The sequence below is a fragment of the Cupriavidus sp. 01L46 genome (assembly GCF_056399905.1).
Window position 1 is genome coordinate 16905 of sequence record NZ_JBFTSF010000013.1, and the last position, 16646, is coordinate 33550.

The 16646-nt window shown below is 68.0% G+C and carries 13 protein-coding genes; 3 read left to right on the forward strand and 10 right to left on the reverse strand.

Annotation, left to right across the window (positions count from 1 at the left end):
* Positions 1-80: 80 nt before the first annotated feature.
* Entirely contained in the window at positions 81-2036 is a 1956-nt protein-coding gene (locus AC1DS3_RS04070; RefSeq protein WP_441640073.1) for a methyl-accepting chemotaxis protein, read from the reverse strand.
* Between the two features lie 355 nt (positions 2037-2391).
* Between AC1DS3_RS04070 and AC1DS3_RS04075 the strand changes: the two genes are divergently transcribed.
* Positions 2392-2643: a hypothetical protein gene (locus tag AC1DS3_RS04075; protein ID WP_441640074.1), complete on the forward strand. Its 252-nt coding sequence runs from the start codon at positions 2392-2394 to the stop codon at positions 2641-2643.
* 42 nt (positions 2644-2685) lie between these two features.
* Here the strand turns inward: AC1DS3_RS04075 and AC1DS3_RS04080 are convergent, their stop codons facing one another.
* From AC1DS3_RS04080 to imuA, 3 genes are read right to left on the reverse strand one after another with little or no spacing between them, the layout of a single operon-like run.
* The gene (locus AC1DS3_RS04080) at positions 2686-6168 is read right to left on the reverse strand and encodes an error-prone DNA polymerase (protein ID WP_477109371.1); all 3483 of its coding nucleotides are present in this window, start codon (positions 6166-6168) and stop codon (positions 2686-2688) included.
* Positions 6169-6189: 21 nt separating this feature from the next.
* Positions 6190-7755, reverse strand: coding sequence for a Y-family DNA polymerase (locus tag AC1DS3_RS04085; protein ID WP_441640076.1), 1566 nt, complete (start codon positions 7753-7755; stop codon positions 6190-6192).
* Positions 7688-8593 (reverse strand): translesion DNA synthesis-associated protein ImuA, encoded by a 906-nt coding sequence (imuA, locus tag AC1DS3_RS04090; protein WP_441640077.1) that lies wholly within the window; start codon positions 8591-8593, stop codon positions 7688-7690. Before imuA ends, AC1DS3_RS04085 begins: the two co-directional genes overlap by 68 nt.
* A 187-nt stretch (positions 8594-8780) precedes the next feature.
* Here imuA and AC1DS3_RS04095 point away from each other — a divergent pair, with 187 nt between their 5' ends.
* Entirely contained in the window at positions 8781-10040 is a 1260-nt protein-coding gene (locus AC1DS3_RS04095) for a serine hydrolase domain-containing protein (RefSeq protein ID WP_441640078.1), read from the forward strand.
* Positions 10041-10205: 165 nt separating this feature from the next.
* Here AC1DS3_RS04095 and AC1DS3_RS04100 read toward each other — a convergent pair whose 3' ends face one another.
* Positions 10206-11093, reverse strand: a complete 888-nt coding sequence (locus tag AC1DS3_RS04100; protein ID WP_477126738.1) for an isocitrate lyase/PEP mutase family protein — start codon at positions 11091-11093, stop codon at positions 10206-10208.
* 42 nt (positions 11094-11135) lie between these two features.
* Complete coding sequence (locus AC1DS3_RS04105; RefSeq protein ID WP_441640080.1) at positions 11136-12056, reverse strand: tripartite tricarboxylate transporter substrate binding protein; 921 nt, start codon at positions 12054-12056, stop codon at positions 11136-11138.
* A gap of 242 nt (positions 12057-12298) precedes the next feature.
* Between AC1DS3_RS04105 and AC1DS3_RS04110 the strand changes: the two genes are divergently transcribed.
* Positions 12299-13246: a LysR family transcriptional regulator gene (locus tag AC1DS3_RS04110; protein WP_441640081.1), complete on the forward strand. Its 948-nt coding sequence runs from the start codon at positions 12299-12301 to the stop codon at positions 13244-13246.
* 41 nt (positions 13247-13287) lie between these two features.
* Here the strand turns inward: AC1DS3_RS04110 and AC1DS3_RS04115 are convergent, their stop codons facing one another.
* The 4 genes from AC1DS3_RS04115 to AC1DS3_RS04130 form a co-directional block, all read right to left on the reverse strand.
* Entirely contained in the window at positions 13288-14850 is a 1563-nt protein-coding gene (locus tag AC1DS3_RS04115; protein WP_441640082.1) for a class I adenylate-forming enzyme family protein, read from the reverse strand.
* Positions 14851-15034: 184 nt separating this feature from the next.
* The gene (locus AC1DS3_RS04120) at positions 15035-15346 is read right to left on the reverse strand and encodes a Dabb family protein (protein ID WP_441640083.1); all 312 of its coding nucleotides are present in this window, start codon (positions 15344-15346) and stop codon (positions 15035-15037) included.
* Between the two features lie 69 nt (positions 15347-15415).
* Positions 15416-15718: a YciI family protein gene (locus tag AC1DS3_RS04125; protein WP_441640084.1), complete on the reverse strand. Its 303-nt coding sequence runs from the start codon at positions 15716-15718 to the stop codon at positions 15416-15418.
* Positions 15719-15723: 5 nt separating this feature from the next.
* Positions 15724-16611, reverse strand: coding sequence for an intradiol ring-cleavage dioxygenase (locus tag AC1DS3_RS04130; RefSeq protein ID WP_441640085.1), 888 nt, complete (start codon positions 16609-16611; stop codon positions 15724-15726).
* Positions 16612-16646: the final 35 nt, after the last annotated feature.

Here is a 16646-nt window from a genome sequence, read left to right on the forward strand (position 1 = left end):
TGGCTAGGCGCGCGGCCGCGGACAGTCAAGTGGTACGGCCAAGGCCGCGCAACGACGCCAGCATCTTTTTGAAATAGCCGCTAAGCGGCGACCGCCGGATCCAGCCGGAAGACCGCCACCGAACGCTCCATGCGCTGCGCTTGCTCCTTGAGCGCATCGGCCGCTGCGGCGGCCTGCTCGACCAGCGCCGCGTTCTGCTGCGTGACCTGATCCATCTGCGTCACGGCCTGGTTGACCTGGGCAATGCCGCTGCTCTGCTCCTGCGACGCGCGGCTGATCTCGTCCATCATGACAGTCACGCGCTTGACCGCGGCAACGATGCTGTCCATGGTGGCGGTGGCATCCCCCGCCAGCGCCGAGCCGGCCTCGACCCGCTGCACCGACTGCGAGATCAGCGTGCGGATCTCCTTGGCGGAGCTGCCGGCGCGCTGCGCCAGGCTGCGCACCTCGGTGGCCACCACGGCGAAGCCGCGCCCGTACTCGCCGGCGCGCGCCGCTTCCACCGCGGCATTGAGCGCCAGGATGTTGGTCTGGAACGCGATGCCGTCGATCACCGCGATGATGTCGACGATGCGTCTGGAATCGGCTTCGATCTCGCCCATGGTCCGCAGCACGCGGCCCACCGAGGTCCCGCCGGCCACGGCGATGTCGCAGGCCTCGCCCGCCAGCGCGCTGGCCTGGTCCGCGCTGCTGGCGTTCTGCCGCACGATCGCGGTGAGCTGCTCCATGCTGGCGGCCGTCTGCTGCAGCGACGAGGCCTGCTCCTCCGTGCGCTGCGACAGGTCCAGGTTGCCTTGCGCGATCTCGCCGGCGGCCGCCAGCACGTTCTGCGCGCCGACCTTGGTATCGCCGATCAGCGCGCGCCAGGTATCCACCAGCGACAGCAGGTGCCGCTTGACGTGGCTCAGCTCGTCGCTGCCGCGCACCTCCAGCGTGATGGCCAGGTCGCCGGCGTTGATCCGTCCCACCATGCTGGCCACTTGCTGCACGTCGGCGCGCATGCCGTGGCTGAAGCCGGCAAACAGGTAGAGCGCCGCGCCCACGGCCAGCAGGGCGACGCCGGCCAGCACCTCGAGCTGCAGCATCTCGGCAGCGATGCGCTGCTCCAGCATGTCGCGGGCAATCCCTGAAAACGCCTTGTTGACCGAGGAGACCGCGTTGATGGCCGCCGTCGCCTCGTCAAAATAGGGCTTGGCCTCGATGGCGATGCCGCCGCTGCCGAGCATCTTTTCCTGCAGCGTGCGGTAGAAGGTATCCATCACTGCCAGTTGCGCGAGCGCACCTTGCACCCGCGGGCGATACGCCGGGGCGCCGCGCATCACGCGATCGATGTCGCGCCGCACGGATTCCAGCCCGTCCTGGATCTGCTCGCCCAGCGCGGCCAGCTCGGCTTGCTGCGCCGCATCAGCGTATCCGCCCTGGCTGATGATGGCCGCGCCCCTGCCGCGCGCCAGCGCGCTCAGCTCGGCCAGTTTGGGCATCTGCCCCACCATCAGCGTCACCACGTAGTACGAGCCGCTGTCGGGATCGAGCGCGAGCGAAGAGCGGTCCGCCACATCGCCGATAAACAGCCGCGTCTGCTTGACCAGCGCGCTGTGCATGCCGAACAGCGCGCCGGCGGTGGCGTTCAGGCCCGTTTCATGCATGCGTTGCCACGACTGCTCCAGCTTGCGTGCGTCAGGCATGACATCGAAGCGCGCGGCCTCGCCGGCTTGCTTCTCCAGCTCGCCAAGGTGTGCGGCTGCCTTCGCATCGGCACCGTCAAACGTCGCGCGAAACGCAGCGTTGCCAGCGAGCACGGCATTGGCCGCGCCGCGACGGACCTGCGTCTCGCGCATGAAATCGAGAGCACGGTCGACGATGGCGAGGCCGCTCAGTTCGTCCTGCGAAGCGCGGATCGTCTGCACCGACAGGCTCAGCACCGCGTAGAGCGCGCCGCCAAGCGGGATCAGGAACAGGATGGCCAGCAACAGCAGCTTGCGGGTGATGGTGAGGCGCGCCATCAGGCGCACGGCGGGGGAGAGAAAAGTGGCCACGAAGATCCCAGAGAATCGCTTGCATGCGTCTTGTATCGGCTGGCTAAACGTTGACTGAAGCGCGTTTTCACGGCTTTTTTCGCATGCACAAGGGCGGGGCCGAAAAGGCACAATGCGGGTGCAGAATGCCCGCTAAACGGGCGTAGAACCAGCGCGTGCAGCAAGGAACGGAGATCAGGCTGACACAAAACAGACGCAAAACCGACGTACAACGAAGGGATCGCGAACGCAGCGCGGCGGGCAGGCAAAGCGCAGAAGAAACACCTGAACCAATGCCACCTGGCGCTGTCTTTCCGTAGGCGGTTCTGCCCCTGCCGGGCCGCGCGATCAGGATGTTCAACCCCAGGAGATGGCGATGTTAAGCCCCCACGAATTTGCCACCTTGCTGCTGGTCCACGATGTACAGGATCGACTGGAACTCGATCCCGTGGACCTGGAAGCACTGCTCGAACGCGGCCTCGTGTCGCTGCAAGAATGCGCGGCCGACCGCTGGTGCCCGCGCATTACCGAGCACGGCTATGCGCTGCTGCGCGCGGTCGGCTGGCAGGGGGAGATGAACCGGGCACGGCGTGGCGAAGCGCTCGGGCACGAGGCGCCCGCGCAGTAGCGCGGTCACGCAGTCACGCCCCGACTGCACCCCAATCGCGCCCTAGTGAAAATCGCGGCTGGACACCGTCAGGCGGCCCAGCAGCGGGCTCAGGTCCACCAATTCCTGCGCCACGAGGTGCCTGACCTCTCCCTGGCGCTGCCACGTGCCGATCACCCCCAGCAGCTTCGCGCCCAGCACTTCCTTGCGCTGGCGCTCGATCAGATCCGGCCACAGGATCACGTTGATGGCGCCGGTCTCGTCCTCGATCGACGTAAAGATGGTGCCGCCGGCCGTGGACGGCCGCTGCCGCACCGTGACGATGCCGCAGGCACGCACCTGCCGGTTGTTGCCGCAGCGGGACAAATCCTGCGCCGTGGCGTAGTGCATCGCGGCCAGCCGCGGCCGCAGCAGCGCCAGCGGATGCGACTTGAGCGACAGGCCCGTGCTGGCGTAATCGGCCGCCACCTCCTCGCCCAGGCGCGGCGCGGGCAGCGATAGCTCGCCCTCGGGCGGCGGCGCCTGGGCGAGCAGGTCGTGATGCGCGGCCTGTAGCGCAGCGGCGCGGGCCTGCCAGCGCGCCTGGCGGCGATGCCCGGCGAGGCTGGCCAGCGCGTCGGCCGCGGCCAGCGCATCGATGTCGTGCCGGTCCAGCCGCGCGCGCAGCACCAGGTCTTCCACGCTGGCGAACGGCGCCTCGGCGCGGGCCAGCGCGATCCGCCCGGCCGCCGCCTCGCGCATGCCGTTCACGCGGTTCAGGCCAAGCCGCACCGCCGGCTGGGCGCGCTGGCGCGCGCGCGCTGGCACACCGCTGGCCGCATGCTCCAGCGTGCTTTCCCAGCCGCTCACCGTCACATCCACCGGATGCGTGCGCACGTGGTGCCGGCGCGCATCCTGCACCAGTTGCGACGCCGAGTAGAACCCCATCGGCTGGCTGTTGAGCAGCGCGCACAGGAAGACCGCCGGATGGTGGCACTTGATCCACGCGCTGATATAGACCAGCTTGGCGAAGCTGGCGGCATGGCTTTCCGGGAAGCCGTATTCGCCAAAGCCCTCGATCTGCTTGCAGATGGCTAGCGCAAAAGCCTCCGGGTACTTATTGCGGGTGAGCGCCTTGACCAGCGCATCCTGGTGCTGTTTCAGGTCGCCCTTGCGCCGCCACGCCGCCATGGAGCGGCGTAGCTGGTCGGCCTGCCCCGGCGTAAAACCGGCGGCGTCGATGGCCAGTTGCATCACCTGCTCCTGGAAGATCGGCACGCCCAGCGTGCGGCCCAGCACCTTCTCGATGACGTCGTTGTGGTACGCCGGCGGCTTGCCGGTGCGCCGCTCCTGCTCGCGCCGCTTCAGGTAGGGATGCACCATGCCGCCCTGGATCGGGCCGGGCCGCACGATGGCCACTTCCACCACCAGGTCGTAATACTTGCGTGGCAAGAGGCGCGGCAGCATCGACTGCTGCGCACGCGACTCCACCTGGAACACGCCGATGGTGTCTGCCGCGCAGATCATGTCGTAGGTTTTCGGATCTTCCTTGGGCACGTCTTCCATCCGGTACGGCGCGCCCGAGCGCGTGGGGATCATCGCCAGCGCGCGGCGGATGGCCGAGAGCATGCCGAGCGCCAGCACGTCCACCTTCAGCAGGCCCAGCGATTCAAGATCGTCCTTGTCCCACTGGATCACGCTGCGGTTTTCCATGGCCGCGTTCTCTATCGGCACCAGCCGCGACAGCTTGTGCCGCGCAATCACAAAGCCGCCCACGTGCTGCGACAAATGGCGCGGAAAGCCGCGCAGTTGCGCGGTCAGGCTGGCCCACTGCCGCACCGCCGGCGCGTCCGGGTCCAGCCCGTACTGCGAAATGCGCTCCAGAAAGGTCTTGCCGCCATCCCACCATGCCTGCCCCTTGACCACCTGCTCGATCACGCTGGCATCGATGCCCAGCGCCCGGCCCACGTCGCGCAGCGCGCTGCGCGAGCGATAGGTGATCAGCGACGCCGCCAGCGCGGCGCGATGGCGGCCGTATTTCTCGTAGATGTACTGGATGACTTCTTCGCGCCGCTGGTGCTCGAAGTCCACATCGATGTCCGGCGGCTCGTCGCGCTCGCGCGAGAGAAAACGGCCGAACAGCAGGTTGGCATCAGCGGGATCGACCTCGGTGATGAACAGGCAATAGCAGACCAGCGAATTGGCTGCCGAGCCGCGGCCCTGGCACAGGATGCCGCGGCCGCGGGCAAAGCGCACGATGTCGTGCACGGTGAGAAAGAACGGCTCGTACTGCTTCTCGCGGATCAGCGCGAGCTCCTCCGCCAGTTGCTTGCGCCATTCGGGCTTGAGCCCTTTGGGGAAGCGCCGCAGCACGCCTTTCATGGCCTCGCGGCGCAGGTAGCTGAATGGCGTCTCGCCCGGGGGCACCAGCTCCTCCGGATACTCGTAGCGCAGCGACGCCAGCGAGAAGTCGCACATGGCGGCAACCCGCAACGTCTGCGCCAGCGCCTCGCGCGGGTACAGGCGCGACAAGCGCTGGCGCATGCGCAGGTGCTGCTCGGCATTGGGCGCCAGCGCCATGCCGCATTCGGCCAGGGGCTGGCCCACGCGGATCGCGCTCAGCACGTCCGACAGCGGCTTGCGCGAGCGCACATGCATGGTCACCGCGCCGGATGCCGCCAGGGGCACGCCGGTCAGCGCCGCGGCTTGCTCCAGCCGCAGCCGGTGCGTGGCATCGGCATAGCCCTGCAATTGCTCGAGCGCGATCCAGCCGCGCTCGCCAAACGTCTGCCGCATCCATTGGGCCTGCCGCAGCAGCTCGGCGGGGTCCGGGCAATACGAAGGCAGCAGCAGCGCCAGGCAATCGGGCATGCCGCGCAGGTGGGCCTGGTCCGGCTGCGGCGCGGCGATGTCGTCGGGATGCAGCGCGTAGGTGCCCTTTTGCACGCGCGTGCGGCCCAGCGTGATCAACTCGCTCAGGTTGCCGAAGCCTTCGCGGTCCTGCGCCAGCAGCACCAGCCGCAGCACGGGCCGGCCCGCGTGGTCGGTGAGCGTAAAGCGGCTGCCGATCAGCAGGCGGAAATCCTGCGCGGCACGGGCCAGGTCAAGCAGGCGATCATGCCGGCGCAGGCGGGCCTGCAAGGCTTCATCGGCGCTCCCGGTGGCGGTGGCGTCCGGCGCGGCGGGGAATTCGCCATCCCCTTGATGCTCGCCGTCTTCGTGGTCGCCCTCCTCCGGCGCCTCCGCTGCCTCGTCCTCATCCTCCCCCAGCCCGGCGGCCAACCGCGCCGCGCTGCGCTCGGCCGCATCGCGGGTGCGTTCGCGCAGGTCCTTCAGCGCATGGTGCGCTCGGGCCGTGCCCGCCACCGAGCATTCGTCGGTCAGCGCCAGGCCGCGGTAGCCAAGCGCAAACGCGCGCTCGATCAGCTCGACCGGATGCGACGCCCCGTCCAGGAAGGTGAAATTGGAGATGCAATGCAGCTCCACATAGTCGGGCAACGCCGGCAGCAGCGCGGAAAGCGCCGGCGGCAAAGCGGAGAATGAAGGGTTGGCGGGCTGGCTCGACATGGCAAAGATTCAGGCAAACGCTCAGGCAAACAAGCCATGCAGGAACCAGCGGTACTCGCCGCTTTCCTCACGCCCGGGGCGCTGGCGATAGACCCAGCAGCGCAGCCCGTCCGCCCGTTGCGCAACGAAGTAATCGCGCGTGGCCAGCGCGCCGTCCCACCAGCCGGATTCGATGCGCTCCGGCCGCGAGAGCAGCGTCAATGGCCCGCCGTAGCAAGGCCGATGGCGCTGCACAGTCAGCGCCACGGGTTGCGCCATCAGCCACAGCGGACGCTCCGGCATGCCCGCTGGAGCACGCTCCGGCTCGCGCGGCGCGCGCGCAGGCATCTCGTCCACCGGGCACCAGCGGTTGGCGCGCTCGGGCCGGTGGTCGGCCAGCGGCTGCGGTTGCAGCACGTTCTCCCGGCCCAGGCGCGCCATCAGCGTATCGAGCACGCGGCCCAGCTCCGCCGGCGTGCCGCCTGGCTCGGGAAACAGCGCATCGCTCTGCGGCACGCAGGCCTGGACCGATTCCACCACCAGCAGCAGGCTCACCGCCGGCACGTGGAACTGCACCTTGTCCAGCCGCTCCTGCAACAGCTTGGACAAATGCATCGGATCGCGGCTGGGCTGCGCCAGGCTGATCGTCACCGGCGTTGCCTGCGTCTGGGCACCCAGCCGGTAGCGCTCATGCTCCAGCCGCAGCACAAGATGCGTCACGCCCGCCTGCTGCACGGCCAGCCAGCCGGCCAGCGCCAGCAGCAAGCGCTGCGCGCCCGCCATCACGCCCTGCACGGATTCGGTCCGGCCTGGCAGCTCCATGCGCTGCGAGAAGGTGGCAGGCGCGCTGAACCACGTAAAGCGCACCGGCACCTCGCCATAGGCCTGGTCCAGCCGCGCCAGCAGGTCCGGCCCCAGCCGGCGCCGCAGGCCGGCACGCGGCAGGCCCCGCACCTCGCCCACGGTCCGGCAGCCGATGCCATCGAGCCAGCCATCGTCCGCCAGCCCTTGCAACATGCCCACCGGCAGCCGGTCCAGCAGCCGCGCCATGCGCTGCGGCCCCACCGCGCGCCGCGCCGGACGCACCAGCCCGCCCCGGCGATCCCGCCGCAGCGGCTGCGCCGCCAGCCACGCCGCCCCGAAGGCCGTCGGCCCGCAGCCCAGCTGCAGGAACACCCCCAGCCGCCGCACCCGCGCATACACCGCCCGGCACAACGCTAGATGGCCGCCAAACAACCGCAGGCTGGCCCCTGCATCGATCATCACGGTAGCCACCCCGGCATCGGGATGCACCGTGACATGCGGCGTGAAATGCAGCAGCGCCAGCGCCAGCGCCGTCATCACCTGCGCCTCGGCCGCCGGCTCGCGCTGCAGTTGCACCACCTGCGCCGACAACGCCTGCACGCCGCCCCGCCGCATCCCCGCCTGCACGCCCAGCGCCACCGCCGGGCCGTTGGCCAGCACCACCCGCTCGCGCTCCATCACGGCCACCGGCACGCTGTGGTGCAGCAGTCCGGCGCAGGCGTGGAGCGCGGCGGGCTCAGGCCAGTTCGGCTGCAGCGCGTCCAGCGACAGGCGCGGCAGATGCACCGCGATCCAGTACGACATGGGCTTGCTCTCCCGCAACGGCTTGGAAAACCGGGGCATTCAGGGGGACCGGCATCGACGGGGCCTGCAGCGCCGCAGGCGGCGTGGCCATGGCGGGGACCGCCATCATCTCGCCCAGCGACAGCACCAGCGGTGTATCGCGCACCGGGCCGCGCCGCTTGTGGAACGTGACCGACACGGCATTGCCCGGCGCCGGCGACAACAGCAGCCGCAGCACCGCCGGCGACGACTCGCGCAGCACGCTGGCCGGCCGGCACGCCCACACCACGGCGTCTCCCGCCTGCGCCAGCACCTGCAAGCGCCGCAGCGCCTCGGGACGCGCCGTGGGCAGCCACACCATCACCCCGCCAAAGGCCTGGCTGCGCAGCACCTGCTCCGCCGCCCACAGCACATCCGCCTGCGCCGCGGCCCGGCTCGCGCCAGCGGGCGGGCGCACCCAGTACAACTGGCGCGCCGGCAAACCCCATTCGGCCAGGCACGTTGCATTGGGCAGGTGCGGCGGCCCGATCAGCGCCACCCGGCGCTGCGCCGCGGCCAGCGCCAGCAACGCCGGGCGCAGCAGCCGCAACTCGCCCGCGCCGGGGTCGGCCAGCAGCTCTGTGAGCGCGCCCACCGGCCAGCCACCGCCCGGCAACTCGGCCGAGAGCGCGTCATGGCCGGTCGGCAAGGCCGGCACGCTGCCCGCCCGGCCCAGATGGCCAAGCTGCCCCGCCCGCCACAGGCCGGGATAGCGTTGCTCCAGCGCGTCCAGCGCCCCCTGCCGGTCGGCCACGGGCGGCTGCGCCAAAGGCGAATCGCCCGACGTATCGGGCGATATGGGGAAGAGTTCGGCGGTCATGTGATGCGTGCGGCTCAGCCGGGGGGACTGACACGAAATTTCCTGATACTGTATGTTTATACAGTACCACGGATGCGCGCAAGGGTGAAGCGGTGGGGACGCCGAGCTATGGAACCTGACAAGAGTTAGCGGCGCCGTGCTGCATCGGTGGCATGAGAATATGCTGCCATCGCAATGACTTCCTGCCATGATGACGATCGCTCGCCTGCCCTTCTTTCTCTGCTTCCCTCTGATTGCATTGCTCGCCGTCAACGCAAACGCTACCGCCCCCGACGAAGCATCCCTGGGCAAGGCCGAGGGCTATCCACCGGCTCGCAGCCTGAAGCAAGCCTACACGGAGCCCTATCTCGTCGGTTCGTTCAGCGCAATGGACAGCTTCAATCCGTCCTGTGCGCTCGCTCCGGCAAACGATCCGCTTGCGCTGAAGAAGGCCGCCATCGAGACACCGTTTCATTACCGCTTTCATGGCCGCGAGCTGACACTGGACGACTACATGCAGCGACAGCGCGCGACCGGACTTCTGGTTGTGAAGGACGGCGAGATTGTCGCGGAACGCTACAACTACATGCGCAGCGCCGACATGCGGATGCTCTCCAACTCGATGGCCAAGACGATTACCGCGCTGGCGATCGTCAAGGCGCAGGAAGAGGGCTTTATCCGCTCGCTCGATGACACCGCCGAGACCTACGCGCCCCAACTCAAGGACACGCTGTACGGACAGACCCGAATCGTGAATCTGATGCGCATGTCCTCGGGCGCCCGGTTTGTCGAGGACTACTCGGAGCACGACGACCGGGCCAGGTTCAACAATGCCGTGCGCCGGGCTGGCGTTGCCCAGGCCGCCCGGCTGATCACGGCGCGCAGCGATCCCGAAGGACAGCGCTTCAACTATGCCGGGGCCCAGACTCAAATCCTGGGGCTGGTGTTGCGCGGCGCCACGCGCCGCACGCTCTGTGATTACGTCGATGAGAAGCTGTGGAAGCCGATCGGCGCCCAAGCGCAGGCGACCTGGCTGGTGAATCCGGCCGACCAGGACGTGTTCGCGCAAGGTGCCTTCAATGCCACGCTGCACGACTACGCCCGCCTGGGCCTGATGATGGCAGCCGACGGACTGGTGAGGGGCACCGCCGTGGTATCACGCGACCACCTGCTCGCGATGACGGATGCAACACGGCAACCCGAAGCATTTCGGCCGGGCCACATGCAGTACCACGGCAGCACCTACTACGGTTATGGCCTGCAGACCTGGATCCTGCCCGGCAGCCACCGCCGCTTTGCCCTTCTGGGCGTCTACGGGCAGGCCATCTTCGTAGATCCCGCATTGAACCTGGTGGTGGTGCATACCGCTGTCGGCAAGGATGCCGCGGGCGACGCGAGCGGCGCCCACCTTGGCGCAGAACGCGACGCGCTGCTGCGTGGCATCGTATCGGCCTATGGAGACTGGTAGAAACGTGGATTGCCCCGGGTGTGCGCCTTGGGTCGACCGTCGTCGCGGACCCGGTCGATTCGGAGGGCGCCCCGGATCGTTGGCGAGGCCGGCCTCAGGAGGCAGACGGCCTGGCGGGCATATCAACCCAACCAACCCAGTCAACCCGCTATTGCCAGTCTCCAGTCAATGCAGCAGGGCATCCTCGAAAGCCATCTGCTCCGCCACATCAAACAGCGCCCTCAGGCTCGCCGCCCCCGCTGCCGCCGTCCCGTCATCGCTGCCCGCCCCGCGCACGGCATCCAGGCTGCGCCGCATCCCGGCTACCGCCGCGCCCGGCAACAACGTGGTCAGGCTAACCCGGCGAACCCCCAGTTCGCGCAGCCGCTCCAGCGGCACATTCGCGGCCGACGGGCTTGGCGCCAGCCCGGTCCCGGCGCTCAGCGTCACCGGGATATCCAGCGCGCGCACCAGCCGGGCGATATCGTCCTCGGTGCGCGGCGCAATGGGCAGCAGCATATCGGCGCCCGCCGCCTGATACGCCCTTGCCCGGAGGATGACCTGCTCGGTGGTTTCGCAGGCAAATGCGTCCGTGCGGGCAATGATCATGAAGTTGCTGTCGCGCCTGGCGCGCTGCGCGGCGTCGATCTTGGCGAGCATCTCGCCAAGCGGCACCACGTCCTTGGCCGCCGCCGAGCCCCAGCGCCTTGGTACCACCTGGTCCTCGATGTTCAGGCCGGCAGCGCCGGCTTCCTCGAACAGTTCCACGGCGTAGTGGACGCCGCGCGGGTTGCCATAGCCGGCGTCCGCATCGGCGGTGATGGGAATGGATGAGGCGCGGGTCAGCCGCCGGCAGTGCTCCACGCATTCCGTCAGCGTGAGCAGGCCGATGTCCGGCACACCCAGCAGGCTGTACGACAGCATGGCGCCGCTGATGCAGGCGCCCTGGTAGCCCGCCTGCTCCACCAGGCGCAGGCTGAAGATATCGTGGACGGCAGGCGCCACGACGAACGATTCCCGTTGCAGCAGGGTGCGCAGGGATGCGGTCTTTTGAGGCGGGGCAATGCGTGGCATGGACTTAGGATCGCGAGGATGGGTGGGAAGTCATGGGGCTGGTCACTCCTTGGGCATGCTGTCGGCCAGCTTGCGCATCATGGGCTTGCGCGCGGCGATTTCCCGGGCCCAGTCGTCTCCCGGCAGGTAGGCCAGCACCGGCGCATCGTTGCCGGCCTTTTTCAGGTATTCCGGATCCTTGAGGGTCGCTCGGATGGCCGCGCGCAGCTTCTCCACGATGGCTGGCGGCACGCCCGCGGGCACCGCAATCCCCCGCTCGGCCGGCATCACGTCGTCAAAGCCTTGCTCCCGGGCCGTGGGCACATCGGGCAGCGAAGCGGCTCGCTTCTCCCCCATCTGCGCGATGATCTTCAGCGGCACGGCCTCCTTGCTCGCATCCTGCAGTTCGCCCGTGGTGACCGCCGCAAAATCGATATGCCCGCCAAACAGAGCCGTCTTGGATTGCGCCGTCCCGTTATAGGGGACGTCGGTGACCTTGACGCCCGCCACGTTCTGCAATTGCAGTAGCGCCAGGTGCCCGTTCGTCCCGACCCCGTTGTGGCCGAACGACAGCGACGCCGGCGTCTTCTTCAACGCCGCCACCACGTCCTTCAGGTTGTTGTACGGGCTATCCTTGCGCGTCACCAGGATGGTCGGGTCGCTCAGCACCCGGGCGACCAGCCGCAGCGCGGCCGGATCGAAGCTGGTCTTGCGGTACAGCGGCGAGAACGCCATGGCCGGCAGGTTGACCACGCCAATGGTGTAGCCGTCCGGCGCCGAGCGCATCAGGCTGAGGTTGGAGATCTCGCTGGCGGCGCCAGGCTTGTTCTGCACCACCAGGCTGGCGTTTGCGCCAAGGTAGCGCTGGATGAACGGCGCCATCGTGCGCGCCATGGTATCGGTGCCGCCGCCGGCGGCAAACCCGACATAGACCTGGATGGGATGATCGCTGGGCCATTGCGCCCTGGCCGGAGTCGCCGCCATGCCCGTTGCGAACAAAAGCATCGCGCCCAGCGTGTGGATTGCGTAATCCGCCTTGCATGCCTTGCATGCCTTGAGCCCGTGCCGCATGATCTTTCCCTCTCCCAGCCGATATTGACAATGGCCAGACGATACGTACCTCCCGCGCGGGAAGAAAGCGACAAATCCTCACGTCCCCCGGTGAGATTTTGGAATGACCGCACGCGGGCCGGGCAGCAAAGGCAGCGCCAGGCCAAGGCATCGCCATGACACTCAAGCAACTCGAAGCGTTCTACTGGGCCGCGAAACTCGGCAGCTTTTCCGTCGCCGCCGCGCGCCTGCATGTCACGCAGTCATCGCTGTCAAAGCGCATCGCCGAGCTGGAAGACGATCTGGGAAAGGCCTTGTTCGACCGCACCGGGCAACGCTCGGTGATCACCGACGCGGGCGAGCGCCTGCTTGAGCATGCCGCCCAGATCCTCGACATCGAAAGCCGCATCCGCGCGGACCTGGACATGGCAAGCGCGCTGCGCGGGAGCTGCCGCTTCGGCATCAGCGAGCTGGTGGCGTCCACGTGGTTTCCCAGCCTGGTCGCGCGGGTGCGCCAGCTGCACCCGAACCTGGTGCTGGAGCCGCAGGTGGACCTGACGCTCAAGCTGGAGCGCAAGCTGGAGCGCGGCGAGCTGGATTTCGCGATCATCCCCGGCCCCTGCACCTCGCCCAACCTGTCACAGGAGAAGGTCGGCGAGCTGGCGTACAAGTGGATGGCGGCGCCGCAGCGGCTGGCTTGCGGCACTGTCCTCACGCCCCGGCACTTCACCGAGCACCCTGTGATCATGCTCAGCGCGCAAGCGGGCCTGACGCAGGCCTTCGAGAAATGGGCGGCGGCGCAGAGGCTGGAGATTCCCAGGGCGCTGGTCTGCAACAGCCTGTCGGCCCTGATTGCCATGGTGATGGCGGGCGTGGGGATCAGCCTGTTCCCGCAGTCCTATGTGGAGCCGTTTGTGCGCGCCGGCAAGCTGGCGGAGCTGACGAGCACGCCGGCGCCGCACAACCTGTCCTACTATTTCCAGTGGCGCACGGGGGACACGCGTGCCGTGGTCCGGTCGCTGAAGGCGATCACGATGGACGAGGCGGATTTCTCGGTGAGCTCGCCGTTGTGGCCGCAGGCTGGCGACGTGAAAAGGCCAGGGCAAGGCGCACGGAAAAAGTAGCGCAATCGCTGGCGACGGGGGCGCGCCCCCGCCCGCTTGCGTCAATCCAGCGGCCGTCCGGGCCGGAACCCGTCCCGCAGTTCCCGCTTGAGCACCTTCCCGATCGCACTGCGCGGCAGCACATCCACCAGTTCCAGCACGGCGAGCCGCTGCGTCTTGCCAACCTGCTCGTTGGTCCAGGCCATCAAGGCGTCATCAGACACCGTGGCACCATCGCGCCGAACCACAAATGCCACCGGCGTTTCGCCCCATCGCTGCGAGGGCACGCCAACCACCGCGCAATCCAGCACGTCCGGATGCTGCTGCAGGATCCCTTCGAGATCGCTGGGATAGATGTTGAATCCGCCGCTGATGATCATGTCCTTCTTGCGGTCCATCAGCGTGAGGAAGCCGTCTTCGTCGAAGCGGCCAACGTCGCCGGTGCGGATAAAGAGCTTGCCGGTGGCGTCGCGCCATTCGGCCGCGCTCGTCTTCTCCGGTTGCTTGTGGTAGCCGGCCATGATGGCGTTGGAATGGCCGACGACTTCGCCGATCTCGCCCACGGGCACTTCATGGCCGTCGTCGTCGATCAGGCGGATGTCATGGCCTTCCATGGGCTTGCCCACGGTGTGGAGCTTGTTGGGGAACTCGTGCGCGGCCAGCACGCAGCTGCCGCCGCCTTCGGTCATGCCGTAGTACTCGACCAGGCCGCCGGGCCAGCGCTTGAGGATCTCTGCCTTCAGCGCGGCGGAAAGCGGCGCGCTGGTGGAGAACTTCATCCGGTACGACGACAGGTCGTAGTCACCGAAGTCCGCGCGCGCCATCAGGCGCTGGTATTGCACCGGCACCAGCATGCTGTGCGTGACGCGGTGCTGCGCGGCCAGTTGCAGATAGCGCTGCGCGTCGAACTTAGGCATCAGCACGGCGGTGCCGCCGAGCGCCAGCGTGGGGATGAAGCTCACCAGCGTGGTGTTGGAGTACAGCGGCGTGGAGATCAGCGTGACGGCGTCGGGGCCGTAGCCGCCGGATTCCTGGACACGGCGGATCTGGTTCCAGCGCAGGGCGTGGGCGTGCACGATGCCCTTGGGCGTGCCGGTCGTGCCCGAGGAGTAGATGATGTTGAACACCTGTTGCGGCGCGATGGAATGCGCTTGCGGGCGGCTGCCGTGCGGGGCCAGCCAGGCTTCGAACGCGAGGCCGGCGGGGGCGTCGGCCAAACCGATGAGGCGGGCCTGGATGTTGTCCTTCACCGGCGCGATCTCGCGCAGGACGTCCGCGTCGACAAAGAGCACCCGGGCGTCGGAGTCTTCGACCATGCCAGCCAGGCTTGCCGGCGTGGAGGACGGGGCGAGCGGCACCAGGGCAACGCCGGCGCGCAGGCCGCCGATCAGGATAGCGGCGTATTCGATGGACGCTGCCGCGCAGATGGCGAGCGAGGCGCCGGGCTGCAGGCCGTCGCGTTGCAAGGCGCTGGCAACGCGGTCGGCCAGCGCGTCGAATTCGGCATAGGTAAGCGAGCCGCGGCTGTCGACGACCGCGACATGTCCGGGCCGCTCGGCGGCGTGCAGGCGGACGCAGTCCGCGAGGTTGCCGATCGGCTGCGCCAGAAGTTCTGTGATGCCCATAGGAATGTCCTGTCTCCACTTGGCGTCGCGAGAGACGGGTCCGGGGAGAACTGTCTGGCGCGCGCGAATTATCGTTTTGAACGGCCGGGCATCCGGCGTTCATCCCATCGGCCTGCCGGTATCGGCGCAGGCCGGGGTAGATTTTCGCATGGACGCGGCAAAGCTGCCCGCAGCCGCCGGACATTCACGCCGACGGCTCGTAGTCCACCTGGTGCCGTGCAATGCGCAAGTCACCCAGTTCCTCCTTCACCCGCAGGTGCTCCGGGTGGGTGGCGTACCCCTCCAGCGCCTTTTGCGATTCGAACTCGGAGTACAGGACCACGTCGCAGGCGTAGTTGACCTTGCTCGAGTCCACGCCGACTTCCAGGTGGCGCATTCCGGGGATACGGCCCCGAAGCCCTTCGAACGCAAGCTTGAGCCGCGCCACGGCGTCCTGCTTGTCGACGTCGGTTTCTCCGCGCAGGTTCCACATCACGATGTGTTTGACGATGGACACGATTTCTCCCTTTGCCGATCTTGGCGGATCTTGGCTGATGTTCCTGATGTTCTTGATGCGCAGCCAACGTCAGGCCGGCGGGAAACCAACCTTCTGCGGCCACAGGTTGCTAAAGCCATGCACGGTCGATTGCCCATAGACGCCGGCCTGCGTAAAGGGCTCGCCCGCCAGCCACGCCTTGGCCTCGGCAAGCGACGGAAAATCGATCACCAGCAGGCTGCCGGCCATGGTGGTGCCGTCCTGCGCCAGCAGCGGGCCCGCGAAGGCGATGCTGTCGGCCTTGGCGCCGAGATAGATCTTGTGCTCCGGGCGCACGCGGGCGCGCAGTTCGCCGGTGCCGGGCTTGTCGAGAAGATGGAATACGAACAGCATGAGGCCTACCTCCGGGATGGCGCCGGCACTGCCGGTGCCGGGTTGAGAATGAAATCGAAATCCAGCGTGTAAAACGGCGTGGCCGATGACGTGCCGTCCGGGGCGGGGCCGGCTTCGTTGCGCACCCAGTCCCCGATCAGCGAGCTGCGCACGCCGAAGACCGCGTCGGAATCCAGGTATTCGCCGCCCTCGCGGAACACATGGGTGATGAGCGTCTCGAACCCCGGCGCCGAGATCATGAAGTGCAGGTGCGCGGGACGCCACGGATGGCGCCCCATGGCCTCGAGCATGCGGCCCACCGGGCCATCGTGCGGAATCGGGTAGCACTCGGCAACGATCGACTTGAAGTGAAAGCCGCCATTCTCGTCGGCTTTCAGCGTGCCGCGGCCTTGGTGGCCATCAAGGCCCGCCTGCTGCACATCGTAGAAGCCCTCCGAATCCGCCTGCCAAACTTCCAGCCGCGCGTTCGGCACCGCCTCGCCCGTCACGCTCTTGACCTTGCCGCTGACATAGCAGGGCTCGCCGGTCATGCCGTTGGCTACGTCGGCGCCCAGTTCGTACTCTGGCGCGTCGTCCACGTAAAACGGCCCGAACACCGTGGCCTCGGTGCAGCCGCGCGGCTTCTTGTGGTTCTGCGCGGTGACCAGCGTGGACAGGCCGAGCGTGTCGGACAGCAGGATGAACTCCTGCCGGCTGCCGGTGCAGGTGTGGCCGACCTCGGTCAGGAACTTGATGCCTTCGGCCCATTCGGCCTCGGTGAGATGCACTTCGCGGGCAAAGGCGTGGAGATGCTGGACCAGGCTGGTCATGATCTCCTTCAGCCGCCCGTTGGGCATGTCGGCATGCCGCGCCAGCACGGCCTGTGTGATGGTCTCTTCGTCTAGGTTGCGCATGATGGGTGTTCTCTTGTGGTTGTTCCCGCGGGCGG